The organism is Pseudomonas sputi, from assembly GCF_021603585.1.
Taxonomy (GTDB): domain Bacteria; phylum Pseudomonadota; class Gammaproteobacteria; order Pseudomonadales; family Pseudomonadaceae; genus Aquipseudomonas; species Aquipseudomonas sputi.
Map to the genome: position 1 here is coordinate 347,340 of NZ_BQHI01000005.1, position 25,886 is coordinate 373,225.

Annotated in this window: 25 protein-coding genes; 16 read left to right on the forward strand and 9 right to left on the reverse strand. The window is 61.2% G+C overall.

Annotated elements, in window-relative coordinates:
• Positions 1 to 27: 27 nt before the first annotated feature.
• Positions 28 to 1,017 carry an alpha/beta hydrolase family protein gene (locus L6D81_RS10300; protein ID WP_236178962.1) on the reverse strand — a complete coding sequence of 330 codons (990 nt, stop codon included), beginning with the start codon at positions 1,015 to 1,017 and terminating at the stop codon, positions 28 to 30.
• 73 nt (positions 1,018 to 1,090) lie between these two features.
• Here L6D81_RS10300 and L6D81_RS10305 point away from each other — a divergent pair, with 73 nt between their 5' ends.
• The 10 genes from L6D81_RS10305 to trpE all read left to right on the forward strand — a co-directional run bounded on the left by L6D81_RS10305 (position 1,091) and on the right by trpE (position 13,210).
• Entirely contained in the window at positions 1,091 to 3,490 is a 2,400-nt protein-coding gene (locus L6D81_RS10305) for a PAS domain-containing sensor histidine kinase (protein ID WP_236178963.1), read from the forward strand.
• Entirely contained in the window at positions 3,491 to 4,120 is a 630-nt protein-coding gene (locus L6D81_RS10310) for a response regulator (RefSeq protein WP_007959929.1), read from the forward strand.
• A 218-nt stretch (positions 4,121 to 4,338) separates the two neighbouring features.
• Positions 4,339 to 5,463: an ABC transporter ATP-binding protein gene (locus L6D81_RS10315; RefSeq protein WP_236178964.1), complete on the forward strand. Its 1,125-nt coding sequence runs from the start codon at positions 4,339 to 4,341 to the stop codon at positions 5,461 to 5,463.
• A 48-nt stretch (positions 5,464 to 5,511) separates the two neighbouring features.
• Positions 5,512 to 6,555: an ABC transporter substrate-binding protein gene (locus L6D81_RS10320; protein ID WP_007959933.1), complete on the forward strand. Its 1,044-nt coding sequence runs from the start codon at positions 5,512 to 5,514 to the stop codon at positions 6,553 to 6,555.
• Between the two features lie 128 nt (positions 6,556 to 6,683).
• Positions 6,684 to 7,931, forward strand: coding sequence for an ABC transporter permease (locus L6D81_RS10325; protein WP_236178965.1), 1,248 nt, complete (start codon positions 6,684 to 6,686; stop codon positions 7,929 to 7,931).
• Positions 7,932 to 7,943: 12 nt separating this feature from the next.
• Entirely contained in the window at positions 7,944 to 8,768 is an 825-nt protein-coding gene (locus L6D81_RS10330; RefSeq protein WP_236178966.1) for an ABC transporter permease, read from the forward strand.
• A 139-nt stretch (positions 8,769 to 8,907) separates the two neighbouring features.
• On the forward strand, positions 8,908 to 10,056 hold the full coding sequence (locus L6D81_RS10335; protein WP_236178967.1) for an iron-containing alcohol dehydrogenase: 1,149 nt from the start codon (positions 8,908 to 8,910) through the stop codon (positions 10,054 to 10,056).
• A 114-nt stretch (positions 10,057 to 10,170) separates the two neighbouring features.
• Positions 10,171 to 10,845: a ribulose-phosphate 3-epimerase gene (gene rpe, locus L6D81_RS10340; RefSeq protein WP_003228808.1), complete on the forward strand. Its 675-nt coding sequence runs from the start codon at positions 10,171 to 10,173 to the stop codon at positions 10,843 to 10,845.
• Positions 10,842 to 11,660 carry a phosphoglycolate phosphatase gene (locus L6D81_RS10345; RefSeq protein WP_236178968.1) on the forward strand — a complete coding sequence of 273 codons (819 nt, stop codon included), beginning with the start codon at positions 10,842 to 10,844 and terminating at the stop codon, positions 11,658 to 11,660. Before rpe ends, L6D81_RS10345 begins: the two co-directional genes overlap by 4 nt.
• A gap of 71 nt (positions 11,661 to 11,731) precedes the next feature.
• Entirely contained in the window at positions 11,732 to 13,210 is a 1,479-nt protein-coding gene (gene trpE / locus L6D81_RS10350; RefSeq protein WP_236178969.1) for an anthranilate synthase component I, read from the forward strand.
• A 70-nt stretch (positions 13,211 to 13,280) separates the two neighbouring features.
• Here trpE and estP read toward each other — a convergent pair whose 3' ends face one another.
• Positions 13,281 to 15,191, reverse strand: a complete 1,911-nt coding sequence (estP, locus tag L6D81_RS10355; protein WP_236178970.1) for an esterase EstP — start codon at positions 15,189 to 15,191, stop codon at positions 13,281 to 13,283.
• A gap of 403 nt (positions 15,192 to 15,594) precedes the next feature.
• Here estP and L6D81_RS10360 point away from each other — a divergent pair, with 403 nt between their 5' ends.
• The 4 genes from L6D81_RS10360 to L6D81_RS10375 all read left to right on the forward strand — a co-directional run bounded on the left by L6D81_RS10360 (position 15,595) and on the right by L6D81_RS10375 (position 18,881).
• The gene (locus L6D81_RS10360) at positions 15,595 to 16,188 is read left to right on the forward strand and encodes an aminodeoxychorismate/anthranilate synthase component II (RefSeq protein WP_236178971.1); all 594 of its coding nucleotides are present in this window, start codon (positions 15,595 to 15,597) and stop codon (positions 16,186 to 16,188) included.
• Between the two features lie 9 nt (positions 16,189 to 16,197).
• Entirely contained in the window at positions 16,198 to 17,247 is a 1,050-nt protein-coding gene (gene trpD / locus L6D81_RS10365) for an anthranilate phosphoribosyltransferase (RefSeq protein WP_039768098.1), read from the forward strand.
• Entirely contained in the window at positions 17,244 to 18,080 is an 837-nt protein-coding gene (trpC, locus tag L6D81_RS10370) for an indole-3-glycerol phosphate synthase TrpC (RefSeq protein ID WP_236178972.1), read from the forward strand. Before trpD ends, trpC begins: the two co-directional genes overlap by 4 nt.
• Positions 18,081 to 18,176: 96 nt before the next feature.
• Positions 18,177 to 18,881 carry a lipoate--protein ligase family protein gene (locus L6D81_RS10375; protein WP_236178973.1) on the forward strand — a complete coding sequence of 235 codons (705 nt, stop codon included), beginning with the start codon at positions 18,177 to 18,179 and terminating at the stop codon, positions 18,879 to 18,881.
• Positions 18,882 to 18,885: 4 nt separating this feature from the next.
• Here the strand turns inward: L6D81_RS10375 and crp are convergent, their stop codons facing one another.
• Positions 18,886 to 19,530: a cAMP-activated global transcriptional regulator CRP gene (crp, locus tag L6D81_RS10380; protein WP_011336190.1), complete on the reverse strand. Its 645-nt coding sequence runs from the start codon at positions 19,528 to 19,530 to the stop codon at positions 18,886 to 18,888.
• 236 nt (positions 19,531 to 19,766) lie between these two features.
• Here crp and L6D81_RS10385 point away from each other — a divergent pair, with 236 nt between their 5' ends.
• Positions 19,767 to 20,189: an OsmC family protein gene (locus L6D81_RS10385; RefSeq protein WP_003228794.1), complete on the forward strand. Its 423-nt coding sequence runs from the start codon at positions 19,767 to 19,769 to the stop codon at positions 20,187 to 20,189.
• A 237-nt stretch (positions 20,190 to 20,426) separates the two neighbouring features.
• Complete coding sequence (gene speD, locus L6D81_RS10390) at positions 20,427 to 21,221, forward strand: adenosylmethionine decarboxylase (protein WP_085609101.1); 795 nt, start codon at positions 20,427 to 20,429, stop codon at positions 21,219 to 21,221.
• A 61-nt stretch (positions 21,222 to 21,282) separates the two neighbouring features.
• On the opposite strand, the gene coq7 is transcribed toward speD, so the two are convergent.
• From coq7 to hemJ, 6 genes are all read right to left on the reverse strand, one after another.
• Positions 21,283 to 21,930, reverse strand: a complete 648-nt coding sequence (gene coq7, locus L6D81_RS10395; protein WP_007956317.1) for a 2-polyprenyl-3-methyl-6-methoxy-1,4-benzoquinone monooxygenase — start codon at positions 21,928 to 21,930, stop codon at positions 21,283 to 21,285.
• Between the two features lie 107 nt (positions 21,931 to 22,037).
• Entirely contained in the window at positions 22,038 to 22,376 is a 339-nt protein-coding gene (locus L6D81_RS10400) for a histidine triad nucleotide-binding protein (RefSeq protein ID WP_007956318.1), read from the reverse strand.
• 81 nt (positions 22,377 to 22,457) lie between these two features.
• Positions 22,458 to 23,246: an SDR family NAD(P)-dependent oxidoreductase gene (locus tag L6D81_RS10405; RefSeq protein ID WP_007956321.1), complete on the reverse strand. Its 789-nt coding sequence runs from the start codon at positions 23,244 to 23,246 to the stop codon at positions 22,458 to 22,460.
• 61 nt (positions 23,247 to 23,307) lie between these two features.
• Positions 23,308 to 24,258: a DUF805 domain-containing protein gene (locus tag L6D81_RS10410; RefSeq protein ID WP_236178974.1), complete on the reverse strand. Its 951-nt coding sequence runs from the start codon at positions 24,256 to 24,258 to the stop codon at positions 23,308 to 23,310.
• Between the two features lie 89 nt (positions 24,259 to 24,347).
• Positions 24,348 to 25,316: an NAD(P)H-dependent flavin oxidoreductase gene (locus tag L6D81_RS10415; RefSeq protein ID WP_236178975.1), complete on the reverse strand. Its 969-nt coding sequence runs from the start codon at positions 25,314 to 25,316 to the stop codon at positions 24,348 to 24,350.
• Between the two features lie 33 nt (positions 25,317 to 25,349).
• On the reverse strand, positions 25,350 to 25,778 hold the full coding sequence (gene hemJ / locus L6D81_RS10420; RefSeq protein WP_236178976.1) for a protoporphyrinogen oxidase HemJ: 429 nt from the start codon (positions 25,776 to 25,778) through the stop codon (positions 25,350 to 25,352).
• Positions 25,779 to 25,886 lie beyond the last annotated feature (108 nt).

Sequence of the window (25,886 nt, forward strand, 5' to 3'; positions counted from 1 at the left end):
TATCCGTGTTTTTTACATCCGGGCCCTTTAGTCCGGACTCTGCGGATTCAACCAGCCACGCACCCGGCGGAACAATTGCTCCTGCTCGGCCTTGTTATCCGGCAAGGCCCTGAGTGCGACCTGACTGAACGCGGACGTCTTCAACCGTTTGCTGGCCTGCAGGCGCTCCAGTGCCGCGTTGCGGTCCAGCGGTTTATCCATGTAGAAAATATCCGCCGTCGGCAGCTTCAGGGCAGGCGTCAGTTCCACCAGTGGCGGTTGGGCCTTGGGCGGCGTCTGCGCGGCCACCAGCACCAGTTTCTCGACCTGCGAGGTCTGTCGCTCACTCAAGTAACGTGCGGCCCAGTAGGCGCCGGTGCCATGGCCGAGGACGACGATGCTGCGCGCGCTCTGTTGCTCGGCGTAGGCCAATGCGGCGTCGATGCGGGCGAAGATTCGCTCGGCATCCGCCTTGGACTGTTCCTCGGTGGTTTCGGCAACGACCTTGTCGGCCACATCGGCTTCGCCGCCGGCGGCTTGTTCGATTGGCTCGGCAGTGGTCGAATCCTTGCTGCCAGGGTCGGCGGTTTTCGCTGCGGCGGGGGCTTCGACCACGCGCGGTGCGATCGCATCGCTTTGCAGATCGGGCAGGGTGATACTCAGGCTGCTCCACTCGACGTCCGGCAACTTGTGGCGCAACGGGCCAATTGCCTGGGGCCAGTCAGCGGTCTCGCCGGCACCGGGAATGAGGACCACCGCGCCTTTGGGTTCGGCGGTGTTGGCAGGTTTCCAAAGGGCGAGGAAGGTGTCGCTGCCCGCTTGCAGTTGCTGTTGTTCCTGGGCCGGAACCTTGCGTTCGAGTGCTGCGGCTTCTTCCTGACTACGCTCAAGCAGTGGCTGGCGTTCGACCGGTTTCTCTTCGGCGGCTTTTTCTGCGGCGGGGGCGGGTGCCGGATCCGCGGCTTCGACGGAAAACGCACAAGGCAGGATCAGCGACAGGCACAATGCTGGCATTGCCAGGCGATAGACAGGGGGCATCGGTTATTCCAGGCCAGAAGTTATCCCGGCAGCCTAATGGGTTGGTCAGAATTTGTCAGTGTATGAGACTTCAATGATGCGTTTTTGCTGCCTGTGGGTTATCGGCTGTCTGGTGTTTCCCTTGATAGGCTGGGGGGCGCCTGCGCCATCGAGCCACCTCGCGCGGTTGTCGGCGAGCGAACAACAGTGGCTTGCGCAGCACAACGAATTGCGCGTGGGCCTGGTATTGCAGGCACCGTACGCGCAATACGACCGGCGACTGCAGCGGCTGTCAGGGGCCAATGTCGAGGTGATGAAAGCCTTGGCCCGGGCGCTGAATGTCGAGCTGAGCTGGCGCAACTTTCAAGATCTGGCGCAACTGGAGGCGGCTGCACGGGACGGCGAAATCGACATCGCCCCGGGCCTGACCCAGACCCCGGGCGGGCTGCGCCTATGGCAGTTTTCCGACCCCTACATGCGTGTGCCGCAACTGGTGGTCAGCGATCAGAAGAGCAGCGCGACCGTGGAGCTGGAAAAGCTCGACAGCCAGACCCGCGTCGCCGTGCGCATGCCCGGCGTCGCCGCCGATTACCTGCGCGGCAACTATCCCCATCTGAATCTGCAAGGCGTACCGATGGAACGCCAGGCGCTGCAACTGTTGCTGACTCAACAGGCGTCCTACGCGGTGGTCGATGAGGCGCAGCTCGGTCGATTGTCGGCGGAACCGGAGTTTGCCGGGCTGGTGGTGGTCGGCGACATCGGTCTGCCGCAACTGCTGCGCATCGGCACCCGCCGCGACTGGCCGGAACTGGCCGGGATCGTCGAGAGCGGCTTGCGCGCAATTCCGGCCAAGGATCTGGAGCGCCTGCATGCGCAATGGCTGCAGCCCAAGTATCCGCGGCTTTCCGAATCGCCGGGCTTCTGGCAGAACCTGAGTCTGTTGTTCGCAGTGCTGCTGCTCAGTTGCGTGGCCATCGTGCTCTGGCAACGGCGCCAGCAACGCAGTCTTGAACAGCGTCTGCTCGACGCGCGCGAAGACATTGCCCTGCGCGCCGCCAGCGAAGAAGCCTTGCGTCTGACCCAATTCTCCATCGATCAGAGCACCGTCGGCATTCTCTGGGTCAACTGGGACAGCCATGTGCGCTACGCCAATCGTGCGGCGGAAAACATGCTCGGTTATCCACAAGGCGCGATCATCGACCGGCCGTTGATCGACTTCGAGCCGGGCCTGCACATGGATCGCTGGCTCAATCTGTGGAAACGCGCCCGGGCCAGCGAAGAGGGGCCGCTGAGTTTTGAAACCAACTGTGTGCGGGCCGATGGCAGTGTGCTGCCGGCGGATGTATCGCTGAGCTTCCTGCGTTTTCGCGATGGCGAGTATCTGGTGGTTTACCTCACTGATGTCACCGAACGCCGGCGTGCCCTGGCTGCCTTGCAGGAAAGCGAGGCGCGGCTGCAAGGCATCGCGGCCAACGTGCCGGGGCTGGTGTTCCGTCTCGAGCGCGCACCGGTAACCGGGCAGATCGACTTTGCCTACATCAGTGAGGGCAGCGAGAGTCTGGTCGGCTACGCGCCGGCCGCCATCGCTCATCGCGACATGGGCCTGCGCAGCCTGGTGCATCCGGATGACCGGGCCGGTTATCACCAGACCCAGGATCAGGCGCTGGACACCGACAGCGACTGGTCGTGGCAGGGCCGAATCCTCACGCGCCAGGGCGAACAGCGCTGGGCCGAAATCAAGGCCATCACCCGTCAACTGGAGGGCGGCGCCTATGTCTGGGACGGCATCGTCTGGGACATCACCGAAAGCAAACGCATCGAACTGGAACTGGCGGCCTCCCGCGAACAACTGCGCGAACTGTCGGCGCACCTGGAAAGTGTGCGGGAGGAGGAAAAGGCACGGATTGCCCGGGAGGTGCACGATGAGCTGGGGCAGATGCTGACGGTGCTGAAACTGGAGACATCGATGTGCGAACTGGCCTACGCGCAACTTGACCCGGGGCTGAACGAGCGCTTGAACAGCATGAAGCGCCTGATCGCCCAGTTGTTTCAGCTGGTGCGGGATGTGGCGACGGCGCTGCGTCCGCCGATCCTCGACGCCGGGATCGCCTCGGCGATCGAGTGGCAGGCGCGGCGCTTCGAGGCGCGTACGCAGATTCCGTGTCTGGTGCAGGTGCCGGACAACCTTGCGCCGCTCAGCGACGCCAAGGCCATCGGCCTGTTCCGCATTCTTCAGGAGGCGTTGACCAACGTCATGCGCCATGCCCGGGCGCATACTGTAGAACTGACGCTGGTGCAGGAAGGCGACGAATTGTGTCTGACGGTCAGCGATGATGGCGTAGGATTTGTCGCCGCTGCCGGCAGGCCCACATCCTTTGGACTGGTGGGCATGCGCGAGCGGGTGTTGATCATGGGTGGGCAGCTGTCACTCGACAGCGAGCCGGGCGAAGGCACCACGCTGAGCGTGCGGGTGCCACTGGATGAGGAGAAGTAAGTGATCCGTGTACTGGTAGCCGAAGACCACACCATCGTTCGCGAAGGCATCAAGCAATTGATCGGCCTGGCCAAGGACCTGCAAGTGGTGGGGGAGGCGAGCAATGGCGAGCAGTTGCTCGAAACCTTGCGCAACGTGCCGTGCGAAGTGGTGCTGCTGGACATCTCAATGCCCGGCGTCAACGGGCTCGAAGCGATTCCGCGGATCCGCGCGCTGAACCATCCGCCGGCGATTCTGGTGCTGTCGATGCACGACGAAGCGCAGATGGCCGCCCGGGCGCTGAAGGTCGGCGCCGCCGGGTATGCGACCAAGGACAGCGATCCGGCGCTGCTGCTGACGGCGATTCGCAAGGTTGCGGCGGGCGGGCGCTACATCGACCCGGAGCTGGCCGACCGCATGGTGTTCGAAGTCGGCCTGACCGATGCGCGGCCGCTGCACTCGCTGCTGTCCGAGCGCGAGTTCTCGGTGTTCGAACGTCTGGCGCAAGGCGCCAACGTCAACGACATCGCCCAGCAACTGGCCCTGAGCAGCAAGACCATCAGCACCCACAAGGCGCGGCTGATGCAGAAACTCAACATCACCTCGCTCGCCGAACTGGTGAAGTACGCGATGGAACACAAGCTCCTCTGAGCGACATATCCAATAGCGACAGGCGTTTTTGCCGGTTCTGACGACTTGAGCCCCGACCCATGGGTCGGGTTTGCCAAAACGCGCCATCCTTGTAGGGCAATCCCTACCCCCGGACTTCCATCCGGCTGAGGCGATTCTCTCCTGCGCCCCGATTTGCGTGACTGTGAGCAGCCACTAGGCTTAATCCCACAGCAGTCATCAATAACAAAGGTGTGGGTATGAGCCAGGTCGAAACAAACGCAGGGGCCAGCGATGTGCTGGTCAGCTTTCGTGGAGTGCAGAAGAGCTACGACGGCGAGAACCTGATCGTCAAAGACCTCAACCTGGACATTCGCAAGGGCGAATTCCTCACCTTGCTCGGACCGTCCGGCTCCGGCAAGACCACCAGTCTGATGATGCTCGCCGGTTTCGAAACGCCGACCGCCGGCGAAATCCTCCTCGCCGGGCGGGCAATCAACAACGTGCCGCCGCACAAGCGCGACATCGGCATGGTGTTCCAGAACTACGCGCTGTTCCCGCACATGACCGTTGCCGAAAACCTGGCGTTTCCGCTGACCGTGCGTGGCCTGAACAAGAGCGACGTGAGTGACAAGGTCAAGAAGGCCCTGAGCATGGTCCAGCTCGACGCGTTCGCATCGCGTTATCCGGCGCAACTGTCCGGCGGCCAGCAACAACGTGTGGCCTTGGCTCGCGCGCTGGTGTTCGAGCCGCAGCTGGTGCTGATGGACGAACCCCTCGGCGCCCTCGACAAGCAACTGCGCGAACACATGCAGATGGAAATCAAACACCTGCACCAGCGCCTCGGCGTGACGGTGGTCTACGTGACCCACGACCAGGGCGAAGCGCTGACCATGTCCGACCGTGTCGCCGTGTTCCATCAGGGCGAGATCCAGCAGATCGCTCCGCCACGCACCCTCTACGAAGAACCGAAAAACACCTTCGTCGCCAACTTCATCGGCGAGAACAACCGTCTCAACGGTCGCCTGCTCAGCCAGACCGGCGAGCGCTGCGTGGTCGAGTTGGGGCGTGGGGAAAAGGTCGAGGCGCTGGCGGTCAACGTCGGCCAGACCGGCGAACCGGTCACCCTGTCGATCCGTCCGGAGCGCGTCAGTCTCAATGGTTCGAGCGACCAATGCGTCAACCGCTTCTCCGGGCGGGTGGCCGAATTCATCTATCTGGGCGACCACGTCCGGGTGCGCCTGGAAGTCTGCGGCAAGACCGACTTCTTCGTGAAACAACCGATTGCCGAGCTCGATCCAGCGCTCGCGGTCGGTGACGTGGTTCCGCTTGGCTGGCAGGTCGAGCACGTTCGCGCGCTCGATCCTCTTCTAGAGGCGCACTGAAACGCCCCGCAATACCAACACCAACCCTGCACGTGGAGAGAACAATAAATGTTGAGATCCCTGAAGTTCACAGCCCTGACCCTGGGCCTGATGGGTGCGGCAAGCGCAATGGCCGCCGGCCCGGATCTGACCGTGGTGTCGTTTGGCGGGGCGAACAAGGCGGCGCAAGTCAAAGCCTTCTACGCACCGTGGGAAGCGGCGGGCAACGGCAAGATCGTCGCCGGCGAGTACAACGGCGAGATGGCCAAGGTCAAAGCCATGGTCGACACCAAGAGCGTGTCCTGGGATCTGGTCGAGGTGGAATCGCCGGAACTGTCCCGTGGTTGCGACGAAGACATGTTCGAGCAACTCGATCCTGCGCTGTTCGGCAAGTCCGAAGACTACGTCAAAGGCGCGATCCAGCCATGCGGCGTGGGCTTCTTCGTGTGGTCGACCGTACTGGCCTACAACGCCGACAAGCTGAAAACCGCACCGACCAGCTGGGCGGATTTCTGGGACACCAAGAAATTCCCGGGCAAGCGCGGCCTGCGCAAAGGCGCCAAGTACACCCTCGAATTCGCCTTGATGGCCGATGGCGTTGCACCGAAAGACGTCTACAAGGAGCTGGCCAGCAAGGGCGGCCAGGATCGCGCGTTCAAGAAACTGGATGAGCTGAAACCGAACATTCAGTGGTGGGAAGCCGGTGCCCAGCCGCCGCAATACCTCGCTTCCGGTGACGTGGTCATGAGCTCGGCCTACAACGGTCGTATCGCCGCCGTGCAGAAAGAATCCAATCTGAAAGTGGTGTGGAACGGCGGCATCTACGACTTCGACGCCTGGGCCATCCCGAAAGGCCTGGACGCCAAGCGTGCCGAAGCGGCGAAGAAATTCATCGCGTTCTCGGTGCAGCCGCAACAGCAGAAGACCTACTCGGAAAACATCGCCTACGGCCCGGCCAACTCCCAGGCTGTGCCGTTGCTGGACAAGGCGATCCTGAAAGACATGCCGACCACCCCGGAAAACATCGCCAATCAGGTGCAGATCGACGTCAGCTTCTGGGCTGACAACGGCGAGCAACTGGAGCAGCGCTTCAATTCCTGGGCTGCGAAGTAACCAGAGGGCTTGCCCCCCTGTGATCATTCCCACGCAGAGCGTGGGAATGATCATTCAGGTTGCGGTGTTCCAACACAACAGAGGCGGTTTGCCGCCTCTGTAACGATCAAAGATTTGCGGAGTACGTCATGGCCATCGCCGTTCCCCTGAACGAGGGCAACAGCCCCACCTTGAAGCAGCGGCTCAAGCACGCCGAGCGGGTCAACCGCTGGAAGGCCCAGGCGCTGATCGCGCCGCTGGTGCTGTTTCTGTTGCTGGTGTTCCTGGTGCCGATCGTGGCGCTGCTCTATAAAAGTGTCGGCAACCCGGAAGTGGTCGCCGGCATGCCGCGCACCGTGACCGCGATTGCCGCGTGGGACGGCCGAGGCCTGCCCGCAGAACCGGTCTACAAAGCCGCCAGCGAAGACCTCGCCGAAGCACGGAAAAACCAGACCCTGGGCGATCTGTCCAAGCGCCTGAACATGGAGTTGGCCGGCTATCGTAGCCTGCTGACCAAAACCGCCCGCTCGCTGCCCTTCGCCAGCGAACCGGCCTCTTATAAAGAAGCGCTGGAAGGCCTCGATGAGCGTTGGGGCGATCCGGCCTACTGGCAAGCGGTGAAGCGCAACACCAGCACCATCACCCCGTTCTATCTGCTGGCGGCGGTGGATCATCGCATCGACGACCTTGGCGAAATTGCTCCGGCCACCCCGGATCAGGCGATCTACCTCGACATCTTCGCCCGGACCTTCTGGATGGGCCTGGTCATTACCGTGATCTGCCTGGTGCTGGCCTATCCGCTGGCGTACCTGCTGGCCAACCTGCCGTCGCGTCAAAGCAACTTGCTGATGATTCTGGTGCTGCTGCCGTTCTGGACTTCGATTCTGGTGCGAGTCGCCGCGTGGATCGTGTTGCTGCAATCCGGCGGATTGATCAACAGCGCGCTGATGGCAATGGGCATCATCGATAAACCGCTGGAACTGGTGTTCAACCGCACCGGGGTCTACATCTCGATGGTGCACATCCTGCTGCCGTTCATGATCCTGCCGATCTACAGCGTGATGAAAGGCATCTCGCCGACCTACATGCGTGCCGCGATTTCCCTCGGTTGCCACCCGTTCGCCAGTTTCTGGCGGGTGTACTTCCCGCAGACCTACGCCGGTGTCGGCGCCGGCTGCCTGTTGGTGTTCATCCTCGCCATCGGCTACTACATCACCCCGGCGCTGCTGGGCAGCCCGAACGATCAGATGGTCAGCTACTTCGTCGCGTTCTACACCAACACCAGCATCAACTGGGGCATGGCCACTGCGCTCGGCGGGCTGTTACTGCTGGCGACCGTGGTGCTTTATCTGATTTACAGCTGGCTGGTGGGCGCCAGTCGCCTGCGCCTGAGCTAAGGGGAATTTGAAATGCTGAGTCCTTATATGTCGCCCGTCGAGCGGGTGTGGTTCTACAGCTTGCGGATACTCTGCGGCTTGATCCTGTTGTTCCTGATCCTGCCGGTGCTGGTGATCGTGCCGCTGTCGTTCAACTCGGGCAGTTTCCTGGTGTACCCGCTGCAAGGTTTTTCGCTGCAGTGGTATCAGGACTTCTTCGCCTCGGCGGAATGGATGCGCGCGTTGAAGAACAGCATCATCGTCGCCCCGGCCGCGACCGTGCTGGCCATGGTGTTCGGCACACTGGCGGCCATCGGCCTGACCCGTGGCGATTTCCCCGGCAAGCCGCTGGTGATGGCGCTGGTGATTTCGCCGATGGTGGTGCCGGTGGTGATCATCGGTGTGGCCAGTTACCTGTTCTTCGCGCCGCTGGGCCTGGGTAACAGTTTCTTCTCGCTGATCGTCGTACACGCGGTGCTCGGCGTGCCATTCGTGATCATCACGGTGTCGGCGACGCTGCAGGGCTTCAACCACAATCTGGTGCGCGCGGCGGCCAGCCTCGGCGCTTCGCCATTGACCACGTTTCGCCGGGTGACTCTGCCGCTGATTGCGCCGGGGGTGATTTCCGGGGCGCTGTTTGCCTTTGCGACCTCGTTCGATGAAGTGGTGGTGACGCTGTTTCTCGCAGGTCCCGAGCAGGCGACGTTGCCACGGCAGATGTTCAGCGGGATTCGCGAGAACCTGAGCCCGACGATTGCGGCGGCGGCGACGTTGTTGATTGCCTTCTCGGTGATCCTGCTGCTGACGCTGGAGTGGTTGCGTGGGCGGAGTGAGAAGCTGCGTACTGCTCAGGTCTGAACCACGCCCGATATTGCTCCCACGCTCCGCGTGGGAGCAATCAGTGTGCAGGCAGTCATTCATGCGCTGAATGACAGACAACCCGAATTCCCCGACTACGCTTGTGCTCAGCTCCCCCATCTATAAGAGGCTGCGCACGATGAGTCTTTCCTCGTTCAAGATCGCTCACAAACTGATCACCGGCGCCGGGGCCATCGAGCAACTGGCGGCCGAGCTCACGCGGCTGGACATCGACAACCCGCTGATCGTCACCGATGCCGCGCTGGTCAAGTCCGGCACGGTGGAACTGGCGCTGGCGCAGATCGGCGAGCGCGAGTACGAAATCTTCGACCGGGTGCTGCCCGATCCGGAAATCGCCATCGTCGAAGACTGCATGCGCGTCTACCGAGAGGGCGGTCACGACGGGCTGATCGGCCTCGGTGGCGGCAGTGCCATCGACATCGCCAAGAGCGTTGCGGCGTACGCCGGTTATCACGGCGCTCTCGAAGATCTGTTCGGCGTCGATCAGGTGCCGCGCAAGGGGCCGCCGCTGATTGCCATCCCGACCACGGCCGGCACCGGGTCGGAGGTGACCAATGTGGCGATCCTCTCGGACAAGGTCGCCCAACTGAAGAAGGGTATTGTCAGCGATTACCTGTTGCCGGACGTGGCGCTGGTCAGCCCGCAAATGACCCTGACCTGTCCGCGCAGTGTCACCGCCGCCAGTGGCGTCGATGCCCTGGTGCATGCCATCGAGTCCTATCTGTCGCTGAATGCCTCGCCGATCACCGATTCGCTGGCCATTGGTGCGATCAAGTTGATCGCCCGATCCTTGCCCAAGGCGTACGCCAACCCGTCCAACCTGCAGGCCCGGGAAGATATGGCCACCGCCAGCCTGATGGCCGGCATGGCGTTCGGCAATGCCGGGGTCGGCGCGGTGCATGCGCTGGCGTATCCGCTGGGCGGGCGTTTCAACATTGCTCACGGCGTCAGCAATGCGTTGCTGCTGCCGTATGTCATGACCTGGAACAAGATGGCCTGTGTCGAGCGGATGCAGGATATCGCCGAAGCCATGGGGGTGAAGACCGCTCATCTGAGTCTCAATGCAGCCGCCGACAGCGCCGTCGCGGCAATGACCGAACTGTGCGCGGCGGTGGAGATCCCGTTGGGTCTGCGCAGTTTCGGCGTGCCTGAAGAAGCGATCCCGGCCATGGCGCTAGAGGCCGCTGGCATCGAGCGCCTGATGCGCAACAACCCGCGTAAGCTCAGCGCTGCCGATATCGAGAAGATCTACCGGGCGGCGTATTGAGAACCTGCCGGTCATCGGTCATGGCACAACCCAATCATCGCGGTCACGGTGCGCGCGCGGAAACTTGAGGTATACAATGCGCGCCATCGTGATTTAGCTCAGAAAAGGTGCGTCATGCAGCCCTTCGTTATTGCTCCGTCGATTCTTTCCGCCGACTTCGCCCGCCTGGGCGAGGAAGTGGACAACGTTCTGGCCGCCGGTGCCGACTTCGTCCACTTCGATGTCATGGACAACCACTACGTGCCGAACCTGACCATCGGCCCGATGGTCTGCGCCGCGCTGCGCAAGTACGGCATCACCGCGCCGATCGACGCGCACCTGATGGTCAGCCCGGTGGATCGCATCGTCGGCGACTTCATCGAGGCCGGCGCTACCTACATCACCTTCCACCCGGAAGCCACGCTGCACGTCGATCGTTCGCTGCAACTGATCCGTGAAGGCGGCTGCAAATCCGGCCTGGTGTTCAACCCGGCGACCCCGCTGGACGTGCTCAAGTACGTGATCGACAAGGTCGACATGGTCTTGCTGATGAGCGTCAACCCGGGCTTCGGCGGGCAGAAGTTCATCCCCGGCACCCTCGACAAGCTGCGTGAAGCGCGGGCGATCATCGATGCCTCGGGCCGTGACATCCGCCTGGAAATCGACGGCGGCGTCAACGTCAACAACATCCGCGAAATCGCCGCTGCCGGTGCCGACACCTTTGTCGCCGGTTCGGCGATCTTCAATGCGCCGAACTATCAGGAAGTCATCGACAAGATGCGTTCCGAACTGGCGCTGGCTCGCCCATGAGCGGCTTTGAGCAGTTGTTCCCGGGGCAACTGCCGCGGTTGGTGATGTTCGATCTGGATGGCACGCTGATCGATTCGGTCCCCGACCTGGCGGCGGCTGTGGATAACATGCTGCTCTCCCTCGGGCGCAAGCCTGCCGGTATCGAGTCGGTGCGCGAGTGGGTCGGCAACGGCGCGCCGGTGCTGGTGCGCCGCGCGTTGGCTGGCGGCATCGACCACTCCTCCGTGGATGATGTGGAGGCCGAGCATGCGCTGGAGGTTTTCATGGAGGCTTACGGCGCCAGCCATGAGCTGACCGTGATCTATCCCGGCGTGCGCGACACCCTCAAATGGCTGCACAAGCAGGGCGTGGCCATGGCGCTGATCACCAACAAGCCGGAGCGCTTCGTTGCGCCGTTGCTGGATCAGATGAAGATCGGCCGCTACTTCAAATGGATCATCGGCGGCGACACCCTGCCGCAGAAGAAGCCTGACCCGGCAGCGCTGTTCTTCGTGATGAAAATGTCCGGAATCCCGGCTTCGCAATCGTTGTTCGTCGGTGATTCGCGCAGCGATGTGCTGGCGGCGAAGGCGGCGGGGGTCAAGTGCGTCGGGCTCAGTTATGGCTACAACCATGGCCGGCCGATTGCCGAGGAGTCTCCGGCGCTGGTGATCGACGATCTGCGCAAGCTAATTCCCGGTTGCCTGGATACGGCCGCTGAGATAACGTTGCCCGACGCTTCTCAATCCCCTTCTGGAAACGCCATCGTGGTGGTCACCCGCAAACTCTGGATGAAAGTCATCAAGGCCCTGGCCCGCTGGCGTTGGCGCGCCTGACTTGTTCCTGGCCGGCCTGCCGGCGCGTTTGCTCACCTGACTGATTTGCCCCTCACACCACGAGGCACCCTATGATCCGCGAAGAATTCCTGCGTCTGGCCGCTGACGGCTACAACCGCATTCCGTTGGCCTGCGAAACCCTGGCCGACTTCGACACGCCGCTGTCGATCTACCTGAAACTGGCCGACCAGCCCAACTCCTACCTGCTCGAATCGGTGCAGGGCGGCGAGAAATGGGGCCGTTACTCGATCATCGGCCTGCCGTGCCGCACGGTGCTGCGGGTTCATGACCATCACGTCAGCATCACCGTCGACGGCGTCGAAACCGAAAGCCATGACGTTGAAGACCCGCTGGCCTTCGTCGAAACCTTCAAGGCCCGCTACAACGTGCCGACCATCGCGGGTCTGCCGCGCTTCAACGGCGGTCTGGTGGGTTACTTCGGTTATGACTGCGTGCGCTATGTAGAGAAGCGCCTCGGCAAGTGCCCGAATCCGGATCCGCTGGGTGTGCCGGACATTCTGTTGATGGTTTCCGATGCGGTGGTGGTGTTCGACAACCTCGCCGGCAAGATGCATGCGATCGTGCTGGCCGACCCGGCGCAGGCCGATGCCTACGAGCAGGGCCAGGCGCAATTGCAGCAACTGCTGGAAAAACTGCGTCAGCCGATCACCCCGCGCCGTGGCCTGGATTTCAGCAAGCAGCAGGCGGCCGAACCGGTGTTCCGCTCCAGTTTCACCCAGGACGACTACGAAAAAGCCGTCGATACCATCAAGGAATACATCCTCGCCGGTGACTGCATGCAGGTCGTGCCGTCCCAGCGCATGTCGATCGACTTCAAGGCGGCGCCGATCGATCTGTACCGTGCGCTGCGTTGCTTCAACCCGACGCCGTACATGTACTTCTTCAACTTCGGCGATTTCCACGTCGTCGGCAGTTCGCCGGAAGTGCTGGTGCGGGTCGAAGACAACCTGATCACCGTGCGCCCGATTGCCGGCACCCGTCCTCGCGGGGCGACCGAAGAGGCGGACGTGGCGCTGGAAGAAGACCTGCTGTCGGACGACAAGGAGATCGCCGAGCATCTGATGCTGATCGACCTCGGTCGCAACGACACCGGTCGCGTTTCGGAGGTCGGCTCGGTGAAACTCACCGAGAAAATGGTCATCGAGCGTTATTCCAACGTGATGCACATCGTGTCCAACGTGACCGGCCAGTTGAAAGCCGGGCTGACGGCGATGGACGCACTGCGGGCTATCCTGCCGGCGGGCACCTTGTCCGGCGCACCAAAAATCCGCGCGATGGAAATCATCGACGAACTGGAACCGGTCAAACGTGGCGTGTATGGCGGCGCGGTCGGCTATTTCGCCTGGAACGGCAACATGGACACCGCCATCGCAATCCGCACCGCCGTGATCAAGAACGGCGAACTGCACGTGCAGGCCGGTGGCGGCATCGTCGCCGACTCGGTGCCGGCGCTGGAGTGGGAAGAAACCATCAACAAGCGCCGGGCGATGTTCCGCGCTGTTGCACTGGCCGAGCAAACCCCGGACTGAGTGATTGATGATTCAGCCATAAAAAAACGCGGCGCCTGTGAGGGCGCCGCTTTTTTTTATGGCCTGCGAATCAGAAGTCGAGCGCTACGCCGACGTTGATCCCTTGCTGGGTGAAGTCGTCATCCTTGCGGATGTCGTAGCTGGCGCGCAAGGCCAGATCCTTGGTGAGGTTGTGGCTCACGCCCAGGTTCAGGCGGTTGAGGTTGGTCTGCGGGGTGTAGCCGGCCAGGGTGTAGCGGTTGTTCGGCAGACTGTTGAGGTTCATCGTCACATGCTGGGTGTCGTCGTTGTACTCGCGCTCATGGGCCAGTTCGCCGAACACCTGAGTCTGCGAGGTGATCTGGTACTTGCCCTGGATCCCGAGGCCGAGACGGCGGGAGATGCGCGACTGGTCATCGAATGTCAGTGCAGTGGAGTCGGCACCGTTTTCCGAGTAACCATCGACTTCAACCTTGGCGAAGTCGGCGCTGACGAACGGCGACAGGTGCCATGGACTGCTCGCTTCTGGCGCAATGTCGTAACCCACGCGTCCGCTGAACGCCAGAACATAGCCGTCGGTATCGCCTTTCTCGCCGCGTTCGTTGACCCCCAGCTGGAATTTGCGTTTGAGGCTGTCGTAATCCAGATGCCCGGCGGTCAAGGCGGCGTCACCCCACCAGCGGTTCTGCTGGTACTGGGCGAACGCAGTGCCCAGATAAGTGTTCAGCTTGTAGTCCGAGTCGTTGTCGCCGGCCTCGAGCTTCTGATTGTAGAAACCGGCCGCCACGCCCACGCGCCAAGCGTCGTTGAGTCGGTAGCTGCCGCCGATGTTGAGGTTGTAACCGTTACCGTCGGCGCTGGCGCCGCTGCGCTGGCTGTCGAAGTCCTGATGCTGGCCACCGCCGGCGACAATCGCCCGCCATTGGCCAACGGCTTGCCAGTTTTCCCAATCCGCCAGCCACTGGTTGCGCAGTTCATCCTGATGCGAGCGCAAGGTGCCTTGGGCCATTTGCGGCAGCAGGGTCGCTTCCCATGGTGCGGCCAGCAGCGAGTAAGCGTAATCGGCAATCAGGCGCTGCCCGGCTTCGGTCGGGTGGACGGCGTCGTTGTAGATCAGCTTGGTCGGGTCCGGGGTGGCGCTGTTGATCCCGTACCGGGCGTTCTCGGTGCAACCGCTGCCGCTGAAGCAGGTGCCGACCAGGTTCTGGTCGGTTGCCAGACCGAACTGCGCCGGATTGGCGAATGCCTCTTTGAGCAGAACCGGGACGTTCAGCGGGATGACGTTGGCATTGACGCTTTGCAACTGGCTGACCAGTTCGGTGTTGAACTGGGCGCTGAGTTGCGAGGTGAAGGCTTGTAGCGGCGAGCCGTTGATGGCCGGGGTCAGGCCGATGTCCGGCAACAGCCAGACCATGATGTAACGGGCGCCGGCACCTTGCAGTGTCTGTACGCTGTCGACCAGTCGGTCAGCGGCGGCGTTGGCCTGGGCCAGGCTGGTGACGCGCCCCTGGAGGAAGTCGTTGCCGCCCCCGGTCAGGTAATACAGGGCATTCGGGTCGGCGCGCAAACCGTTCGACGGCAGATAGCCGGCCCGGGTGCGTTCGCCGGTGGCGGACTGGCTGGTGATCGAGTCGAGAATCTGGTCGGTGCGGTAGCCGCCTACGGCCCAGTTGTTACCGTCCGGCTGGCCTTGGCCGGCTCGTACCGCAGAGGACGAAGAGGCAGTTTGATCAGGGGTGAAGCCGAGACGGCCGCCGAGCAGTTGTGTCGAGTTCAACGAGCGCAGTTCACCGCTGCCGTCCAGATAGACCGGGCCGGTACGGTTGGTGTAGCGCTGGGTGGCGCCGGCCGGGCCACCGCTGTCGGTAAAGGTTCCGGCATCGCTGAGGCTGTCGCCGAAGACCACGAAATTCGAATAAGGATTGGGTGCGGCGTTCGCCTGGGCGCAGGCCATCGCGAGCAGGCATCCGGCGAGCGGTACAAACAACGTCTGTTTGATCATGAGCAAGTCCGTTTATTTATTGTTGTAGTGAACGAAACGACAGTACCAAAAACTTCCGGCGTTTTGCCATCGGTCGTCAACCCTCCCATTGTTTTATCCCCCACGGCCCCGGCCATATTGCACGCTCCGCCCAGCTAAGTTACTGTGCCGAAACGTATGAACGAGACCTTCCCCGTGTTGATCACCAGCAAACTTCTGGATCAAGTCATCAAGGCACACGCCCGCTGGCGTTGGCGCGCCTGAATCTTTTCTGCCGGCCCCGCCGGATCTGTATCGCTTTGCCTTCCTTGCCCGTTTGAAATGCCGCTGTGCCGTTGTGACCTGCGCGTCCGACCGTGTGCTGCGCCCTGGCAAGTCATCCGAAGGCTGTCTTCAAGTCAGAATTCAAGAGGTTCGAAACGCCATGTTGCTGATGATCGACAACTACGACTCCTTTACTTACAACGTTGTGCAATACCTCGGCGAGCTGGGTGCCGAGGTCAAGGTGGTGCGCAACGACGAACTGACCATCGCCGAAATCGAAGCGCTCAACCCTGAGCGGATCGTGGTTTCCCCGGGCCCGTGCACACCGACCGAAGCCGGCATCTCCATCGAAGCCATCAAACACTTCGCCGGTAAACTGCCGATTCTCGGTGTCTGCCTCGGTCACCAGTCCATCGGCCAGGCTTTTGGCGGCGATGTCGTTCGCGCCCGCCAAGTGATGCACGGTAAGACTAGCCCGGTATTCCACGAGGACAAGGGCGTGTTTGCCGGTCTGAACCGCCCGCTGACCGTCACCCGCTATCATTCCCTGATCGTTAAACACGCAACGTTGCCCGATTGCCTGGAGCTGACCGCGTGGACTCAGCACGATGACGGCTCGGTCGACGAAATCATGGGCCTGCGTCACAAGACCCTGAACATCGAGGGCGTACAGTTCCACCCGGAATCGATCCTCACCGAGCAGGGCCATGAACTGTTCGCCAACTTCCTCAAACAAACCGGCGGCACGCGCTAAGGACTTTTCATGAATATCAAGACAGCCCTGAGCCGTATCGTCGATCACCTCGACCTCAGCACCGATGAAATGCGCGACGTGATGCGCGAAATCATGACCGGCCAATGCACGGACGCGCAGATCGGCGCGTTCATGATGGCCATGCGCATGAAGAGCGAGAGCATCGACGAAATTGTCGGCGCCGTGTCGGTGATGCGCGAACTGGCGGACAAGGTCGAACTCAAGACCCTCGACGGCGTGGTCGATGTGGTCGGCACCGGCGGTGACGGGGCGAACATTTTCAACGTGTCGACCGCGTCTTCCTTTGTGGTCGCTGCGGCTGGCTGCACCGTGGCCAAGCACGGTAACCGCGCGGTATCGGGCAAGAGCGGCAGTGCCGACTTGCTGGAAGCCGCCGGCATCTACCTCAACCTGACCCCGGTTCAGGTGGCGCGCTGCATCGACAACGTCGGCATCGGTTTCATGTTTGCCCAGACTCACCACAAAGCCATGAAGTACGCCGCCGGCCCGCGTCGCGATCTCGGCCTGCGCACCCTGTTCAACATGCTCGGCCCGCTTACGAATCCGGCCGGTGTGAAGCATCAGGTGGTGGGCGTATTTACTCCAGCACTGTGCCGGCCATTGGCTGAAGTCTTGCAGCGTCTGGGCAGCAAACACGTGCTGGTGGTGCATTCGAAGGACGGTCTGGACGAATTCAGTCTGGCGGCGCCGACCTTTGTCGCCGAGCTGAAGGACGATCAGATCACCGAGTATTGGGTCGAGCCGGAAGATCTGGGCATGAAGAGCCAGAGCCTGCACGGTCTGTCGGTCGAGGGGCCGGAAGCGTCGCTGGCGCTGATCCGCGATGCATTGGGCAAGCGCAAGACCGAGAACGGCCAGAAGGCTGCCGAAATGATCGTGCTCAATGCCGGTGCGGCGCTGTACGCCGCTGACCTGGCGACAAGTCTGAAAGAGGGCGTGGCATTGGCCCACGACGCTCTGCACACCGGTCTTGCTCGGGAAAAGCTCGAGGAGTTGGGTGCCTTTACCGCGGTATTCAAAGTGGAGAATGAGGGATGAGTGTACCGACGGTTCTGGAAAACATTCTGGCCCGCAAGGTTCAGGAAGTCGCCGAGCGTAGCGCCCGTGTGAGCCTGAGCGAGCTGGAAAGTCTGGCCAAGGCGGCCGATGCACCCCGTGGTTTTGCCCAGGCATTGCTGGCGCAGGCCAAGAAGAAACAACCGGCAGTGATCGCCGAGATCAAGAAGGCGTCGCCGAGCAAGGGCGTGATCCGCGAGCACTTCGTTCCTGCCGACATCGCCAAAAGCTACGAGAAGGGTGGGGCAACCTGCCTGTCGGTGCTGACCGATATCGACTATTTCCAGGGCGCCGATGCCTACCTGCAACAGGCCCGCGCGGCGTGCTCGCTGCCGGTGATCCGCAAGGACTTCATGATCGATCCATACCAGATCGTCGAAGCCCGTGCCCTGGGCGCCGATTGTGTGCTGTTGATCGTCTCCGCTTTGGATGACGTGAAAATGGCCGAGCTGGCTTCGGTGGCCAAAGGCGTCGGTCTCGATGTGCTGGTGGAAGTGCACGACGGCGATGAGCTGGAGCGCGCGTTGAAAACCCTCGACACGCCGCTGGTCGGGGTCAACAACCGCAATCTGCACACCTTCGACGTCAGCCTGGAAACCACCCTCGACCTGCTGCCGCGCATTCCCCGCGATCGTCTGGTCATCACCGAGAGCGGGATCCTCAACCGTGCCGATGTCGAGCTGATGGAAATCAGCGACGTTTATGCGTTCCTGGTCGGCGAAGCATTCATGCGCGCCGAAAGCCCGGGCATCGAACTGCAGCGTCTGTTCTTCCCTGAGCGCGGCGTACCGGTGAGCGGTTCGACCCTCGACTGATCGAGTCTTCGCAGGCGCCCGTTCCCCTGTGGGAGCGGGCTTGCCCGCGAAGGCGGCATAAGATTCACCTCAGGCTCAACGTCCTATGGAAACCTTATGATCCCCACGTCCCTGACCATCGAAGCCGGCCTGCAAGCCGAGCAGGATTTACTGGCCTCGGTCTGCGCTGGCGACTCCGAGTTCGGCCTGCTGTTCTGGCAACCCAGTGATCGCGCCTTGGTCATGCCCCGTCGTTTGAACCGCTTGCCCGGTTTCGATCACGCCTGCGAAGTCTCCGCCGCGGCCGGTTGGCCGGTGTTGTTGCGTGAAACCGGTGGTGAACCTGTTCCGCAATCGGCTTCGACCATCAATATTGCACTGGTCTACGCGCCGCCTCGCAGCGAAGGTGATCTGAACCGCATCGAAACCGGTTACCGGCGTCTGTGTGATCCAATCTGTGAGTTACTGGATGAGTTGGGTGGCACTTCGTCGTTGGGTGAAATCGACGGTGCGTTCTGCGACGGTCGCTTCAACGTCAATCTCGACGGTCGCAAGATGGTCGGTACCGCCCAGCGCTGGCGCCAGAGTCAGGGCGGTCAGCGTCCGGTGGGCCTGGTTCACGGGGCAATGCTGCTGGATGACGAGCGTGAGTCGATGGTGGCGGCGGTCAACCGTTTCAACGAGGCGTGCGGTCTGGAGCAACGGGTACGTGCCGCCAGCCACATCGCTCTGCACGAAAAATTCCCGGCGCCCCATGCACTGGCACGCCTCGATGAACGCTTTCGTTTGATGCTGGCGCAGATCTACGCCGGCTGCGATTGAGAACTCAGCGGGTGCCGAAGACCACCATGGTCTTGCCTTTCACATCGACCAGGTTGCGTTCTTCAAGATCCTTGAGCACGCGACCGACCATCTCTCGCGAACAACCGACAATCCGGCCGATTTCCTGACGGGTCACTTTGATCTGCATGCCGTCCGGGTGAGTCATGGCGTCCGGTTGTTTGCACAGTTCCAGCAGGCAGCGAGCGACACGGCCGGTGACGTCGAAGAACGCCAGGTCGCCGACCTTGCGGGTGGTGTTGCGCAGACGTTGTGCGATTTGTCCGCTGAGGACGTAAAGAATGTCTGGATCCTGTTGCGACAGTTCGCGGAACTTGGCGTAGCTGATTTCTGCGACTTCGCACTCTACCTTGGCCCGCACCCAGGCGCTGCGCTGCTGTTCCTGCCCGGCTTCTTCGAACAGACCCAGCTCGCCGAAGAAGTCTCCGGCATTCAGGTACGCGATGATCATCTCGCGGCCGTCGTCGTCCTCGATCAGGATCGTGACCGAGCCGCGGATGATGAAGTACAGCGTGTCGGAGCGATCCCCGGCGCAGATGATATTGCTCTTGGCCGCGTGACGCCGGCGCTGGCAATGCATCAGCAGCTTGTCGAGGTTCTTGATTTTGGGTGTGGGGGTAATACCAACCATGGTTGTATCCCGAAAAGACTGCACGGTTATATTTGGTTTTTATATGAGGCGCTGAGGCGGTCGCTACACAGACTGGCGAAGGCGCCAGTGAATTGGCGCCAGCTTACCAGACACTTCGTCGAAATTTCGAGAAATCACCTACGCTCAAGGTGCATTCGTCCTAGGAACCTGCTCGCTGTCCGGGCGCGGCCCTGTGCTAAGCTGGCGACCCTTTTTTCTACAGTGGAGTCTTGGCGATGAAGGCACGCATCCAATGGGCTGGCGAAGCCATGTTCCTCGGCGAATCCGGCAGCGGTCATGTCGTGGTCATGGACGGTCCGCCCGACGCCGGTGGTCGCAATCTGGGTGTGCGCCCGATGGAGATGCTTCTGCTGGGCGTTGGCGGTTGCAGCAATTTCGACGTGGTCAGCATTCTGAAGAAGTCTCGGCAGGCCGTTGAAAGTTGCGAAGCGTTTCTGGAAGCCGAACGCGCGACCGAAGATCCGAAGGTGTTCACCAAGATCCACATGCATTTCGTGGTCAAGGGCCGTGGTCTGAAAGAAGCCCAGGTCAAACGTGCCATCGAACTGTCTGCCGAGAAGTATTGCTCGGCCTCGATCATGCTCGGCGCCGCCGGTGTAGCGATTACCCACGACTACGAAATCGTCGAACTCGGTTGAAGCGACATTCAACTATCATAAAAGCAGTGCAGACTCTGGCGATCCCCCGCTGACGTCTGCATAATGCGCCACTTTTTTCAGGGCCGTGATCAGTCAAACGACGGGTCATCCGCCTGAACAGATAACCAAAATCGCCATCGCGAAGAGGTGTTAACCGTCCTACGCAGGTGCGTTGTTCGCACTTGACGGGCATGCTTGATCACGCGGCTGTGCCGCATACATAGAGAGTTTTTAACGGTGAAAAGCAAACTCAAGCTCCACGGGTTCAATAACCTGACAAAGACCTTGAGCTTCAACATCTATGACATCTGCTACGCGGAAACCCCGCAAGACCAGCAGGCTTACGTCGAGTACATCAATCAAGAGTACAACGCCGAACGCCTGACGCAGATCCTCACGGAAGTTGTCGAAATCATTGGTGCCAACATTCTGAACATTGCGAGTCAGAACTATGAGCCTCAGGGTGCCAGCGTCACGATTCTGATCTCGGAAGAGCCGGTGACCCCGACCGAAAGCCAGATCGAAGAGTCTCCGGGCCCGTTGCCCGAAATCATCCTGGCCCACCTCGACAAGAGCCACATCACGGTGCACACCTACCCGGAAATCCATCCGGATGCCGGTATTGCGACCTTCCGTGTGGACATCGACGTGTCGACCTGTGGTGTCATTTCACCGCTTAAAGCGCTTAACTTCCTCATTCACCAGTTCGATTCGGACATCGTGACCGTGGATTACCGTGTGCGCGGCTTCACCCGTGACGTTGAAGGCAACAAACACTTCATCGACCACGAGATCAACTCGATCCAGAACTACCTTTCCGATGACACTCGCGACGCGTATCAGATGACCGACGTGAACGTGTATCAGGAAAACCTGTTCCACACCAAAATGCTGCTGAAGAACTTCGAACTGGACAACTACCTGTTCGGCGATGCCACCAGCAACCTGTCTTCCGAGCAGCGCGCTCAGGTGACCGAGCGTGTGAAACACGAAATGCTGGAAATCTTCTACGCGCGCAATATGCCAAGCTAAGAAGTCCGGGCACAAAAAAAGGCGACTGCTTTGCGGCAGTCGCCTTTTTTGTGGGCGTTTTTCAGATCCGATAAGTACTTTTGGTCATCACTTTGGCCAACAGGCTCATGCCGAACTTCACCGGCGCCGGGAAGCGGAAGCCGCCGGCCTCAAGCGCACTTTCCGCGTGATGTTCTTCATCGATACGCATCTGTTCCAGAATTGCCCGGGACTTTTCGTCCTCGGCCGGCAGTTGCTCCAGATGCTCGTTCAGATGCTTGCACACCTGATGCTCGGTGGCGGCGACAAACCCGAGGCTGACCTTGTCGCTGATCAGCCCGGCGACTGCGCCGATCCCGAACGACATGCCATAGAACAGCGGATTGAGCACGCTGGTGTGGCTGCCCAACTGGTGAATGCGCTGTTCGCACCAGACCAAATGATCGATCTCTTCTTCGGCCGCATGCTCCATGGCCTCACGCACCTGAGGCAGCTTTGCGGTCAGGGCCTGGCCCTGATACAGCGCCTGGGCACAGACTTCACCGGTGTGGTTGATGCGCATCAGACCGGCGACATGGCGGGTGTCCTCATCGCTCATCTGCACATCGGGCTGCACGATCGCCGGCGACGGACGGTACGGCTGGCCGCTGAAGGGCAACAGGGTACGCATCGCGGCATCGGCTTGCAGCAGAAGACGATCAATAGGCGAGTAGTGACGTTGGGTAGTCATGCTGACCTCCGGGAAGAATCTCGGCGGCCAGTTTAACCGAATCGGCCGGGGAAGGTTTGCGTTGGGTCATGTGGGAGCAGGGCGCTCCCACCGATTTCCAGGTTCGATCAGCCCGGAGGCCAGTTCATCTGGCGTTGACCCAGAACGTGCATGTGAATGTGGTAGACAGTCTGCCCGCCCATTTCATTGCAGTTCATCACCACTCGGAAGCCTTCCTCGCAACCCAGCTCCAGCGCCAGACGCTGGGCGGTGAACAGGATATGCCCGGCCAGTGCCTTGTCGTCTTCGGTCAAGTCGTTGAGGGTGCGTACCGGTTTCTTCGGGATCACCAGAAAATGCACCGGTGCCTGTGGGGCGATGTCGTGGAACGCCAGAACCTGGTCGTCCTCGTAGATGATCTTCGCCGGGATTTCCCGGTTGATGATCTTGGTGAACAGAGTATCCACAGCTGTTTTCTCCGTTGTTTGGACTGGCCTGAGTGTACTCATACGGGGATAAGCCCGCCCAGGGTTTTGCCGTAGGGCTTTTCAGCGCGGGCAGTAGGCCTTGTTGACCATGCCGACAATTGTGCGATTGAGCCAGCGCGAACCGAGTCGTGGCAGAAAGGCGAACCAGCGGTTTCGGCGTCCTGGAATGATGATCGCGCGGTTTTTCTCCAGGGCGCGCACGGTGTACAGCGCGACTTCCTCGGGACTCATCAGCAATTTGCTGGCGTTGAGCTTGTCGTTGTTCAGTTGTGCAGTGCGAAAGAACGCGGTGCGGGTCGGGCCGGGGCACAGCACCGACACCTTGACCGCACACTTTTTCAGTTCCACCCGCAGTGCTTCAGAGAAGTGCAGAACGTAGGCCTTGCTGGCGTAGTAGGTGCTCATCCAGGGCCCGGGGTTGAAGGCCGCCACCGACGCGACATTGAGAATCTGCCCGCCACCCTGCAACGCCATGCTGTTGCCGATGGCATGGCAGAGGCGGGTGAGGGCGAGGATGTTCACTTCGATCAGGTCCTGTTCGGTCATCCAGTCCTGGGCGAGGAACGGGCCGCAAGTACCGATGCCGGCACAGTTCACCAGCAGATCGATCTGCCGGTCGCCTTCCTCGAGCTCCAGCAGAAAGCCGGACAGGCGCAGTGGCTCACCGAGGTCACAGGCGCGGAACAGCACCTCCACGCCGAAGCGTTGGGTCAGTTCAATCGCAATGCTTTCCAGCTGATCACGCTGGCGGGCCACCAGAATCAGGCTGCGGCCACGGCGCGCCAGGGCTTCGGCCATGGCCAGGCCGATGCCGCTGGAGGCGCCGGTGATCAGAGCGTAACGGGTCATGCAAATCTCCATCGCAACAGCGCCGCGCCGTGGACGCAGGTGTCACGGCGGGGAGCGTTGTTCATTCTTTCGCAGAGTCTACAGGGGCGAGAGCAGCTTCGGCTGCATCGTCTGCCGAATTCGCGGCGGGTTCGACTTCGACATCGATTTCATCGGTGGTCACCGAACCGCTCTCGTAGCTGCTTTCAAGGCTGCTTTCATATTCCTGCTGGATGGCAGTAATCCCGCCCAGCATGCCACCCACGAAAAACAGCCCGATAAATACGATCCACAGAGAGCACAGCACTTTGACTGCCGTGCTGTTCGGCGGAGGCGGTGGGCCATAGCGATTGGCGCCGGTATTACCCGGCACGACCATGATCACCAGCGGGAAGAAGCTGCCCACGAAAGGCACCAGCGTCAGCAGCCAGAGCCATCCCGACCAGCCGATATCGTGCAAGCGCTGGATGCTGAACAGGATCCCGACAATCGCGAAGGCCAGGAACAGGAAGAAGGCGAAGAGACCGCCAATGATCAAGCCTGTGGTCGAGTCGGCGCTCACCAGGCCCAGGCCGATCAGCGCGAACACGCTGACGATCGGCAAGGTGACGAGGCTCAACACCATCGACCACGCCAGGTAACGCAGGCGGCCGATCCGGCCCTCGACGCTGAACGGCTTTAGCGGCGCGAATGCCGGCAGGTTTTCACCTACCGCAGCGCGAGGGGGCGCATAAGGCGAGTCGGGCTCTGTAATGGCTGTGCTTTGCTCGTGGACATCCGACAGATTCAGTTCGATGGGCGTTTCCGCTTCGATCCGGGCATCGATTCCGGTCTTGCCCAGTGCTTGCAGGTAGGTCTGCGCATCGCTGTGGGACAGATCACGCTTGAGCGCGACGGTGCGGCCATTGAACAGACGCTCGATGGCGGCGACATCGCTTTTGAACAGGTCGGCCAGGTTGAGCTTGGCCGTGGTGATATCGACGCCGGGCTGGAGCGCGCCGCCGAAAACGATCTTGTAACGGGTTTCGCTCATGGCCGAGGCATCCTTGTCGCGAGATAAGTTGAGTGATTGCAGTCTGTAAGTGCCAGACCAGTCCTCTGGCAGCGACTGGCCGGATTTGTTCAGCGTGGCCAGCGTTTGGGTAACTGTGCCGCTTGTTCCAGGGCCTGGCGGTATTCGGCATCGAGACGCGCCACCAGTTGATCCACGCTTGGCAGATCGTCGATCTGCCCGACGCCTTGACCCGCCGACCAAACGGTTTTCCAGGCCTTGGCTTCATCGTTGATCGGCTTGAGCTTGTCGCCGAAATTCACTTCACCCTTACCTTGCAGAGACGCCATGTCGAAACCGGCGGCCTCCAGGCTTTGGCGCATGAAACTGGCCGGTACACCGGATACGGCAGGAGTATGAATGATGTCGGCGGCTTTGGCAGTCAGCAGCATCTGCTTGTAGGCGTCAGGCGCGTGACTTTCAGTGGTGCCGATAAATCGCGTGCCGAAGTAGGCCAGATCCGCGCCGAGCAGTTGTGCGGCGAGAATCTCATGCCCATGGTTCAAACATCCTGCAAGCAACAGGGTCTTGTCGAAGAACTCGCGGATTTCGGCGATCAGCGAGAATGGACTCCAGGTCCCGGCGTGCCCCCCGGCACCGGCCGCGACGGCGATCAAACCATCGACACCGGCCTCGGCGGCTTTTTCGGCATGGCGACGGGTCGTCACGTCGTGGAAGACCAGGCCACCGTAACTGTGCACGGCGTCTACCAGTTCCTTCACGGCACCGAGGCTGGTGATGACGATGGGGACTTTGTGCTCGACGCAGATGTTCAGGTCAGCCTGCAGGCGTGGGTTGCTGTGGTGGACGATCAGGTTCACCGCGTACGGCGCCGGGTTTTCCAATGTCGCCAGTCCCGCTTCGATCTGTTCCAGCCAGGCCTTGAAACCGCTGCTTTCGCGCTGGTTCAGCGCCGGAAAGCTGCCGACCACGCCGTTGCGACAGCACGCCAGGACCAGTTCGGGATTGGAGATCAGGAACATCGGCGCCGCCACCACAGGCAGACGCAGACGTTGTTCGAGCAGAGCGGGCAGCGACATCGGAAGTACCCCGGAAAGTTGTATTTGTTGAAGTTAGAACGGCTTGACCACGACCAGAATTACGATAGCCAGCAATAGCAGAACCGGCACTTCATTGAACCAGCGATAAAAGACATGGCTGCGGGTGTTCTCGCCACGGGCAAAACGTTTTACCTGCGCGCCGCACATGTGGTGGTAACCGATCAACAGCACGACCAGGGTCAGTTTGGCGTGGATCCAGCCACCGCTGCCGAAGATGCTCGGGTTCAGGTAGATCAGCCAGCCACCGAAGATCAGCGCGGCGATCATGGCGGGGCCCATGATGCCGCGGTACAGTTTGCGCTCCATGATGCTGAAGCGTTCCTTGCTGATCGTGTCTTCACTTTGCGCGTGATAAACGAACAATCGAGGAAGATAGAAGAGGCCGGCAAACCAGCACACGATGCTGACGATATGAAGCGCTTTGATCCACAGATAGAGCATTTTTGGTTATTCCCTGATTCACGGTAGGCCGGATAGTAGAGGCTTGAGCGTCCGCACGTCACCTTGGCGGTTGTCGCAGGGGCGCGCGGCCCCTATTATCGACGGCTT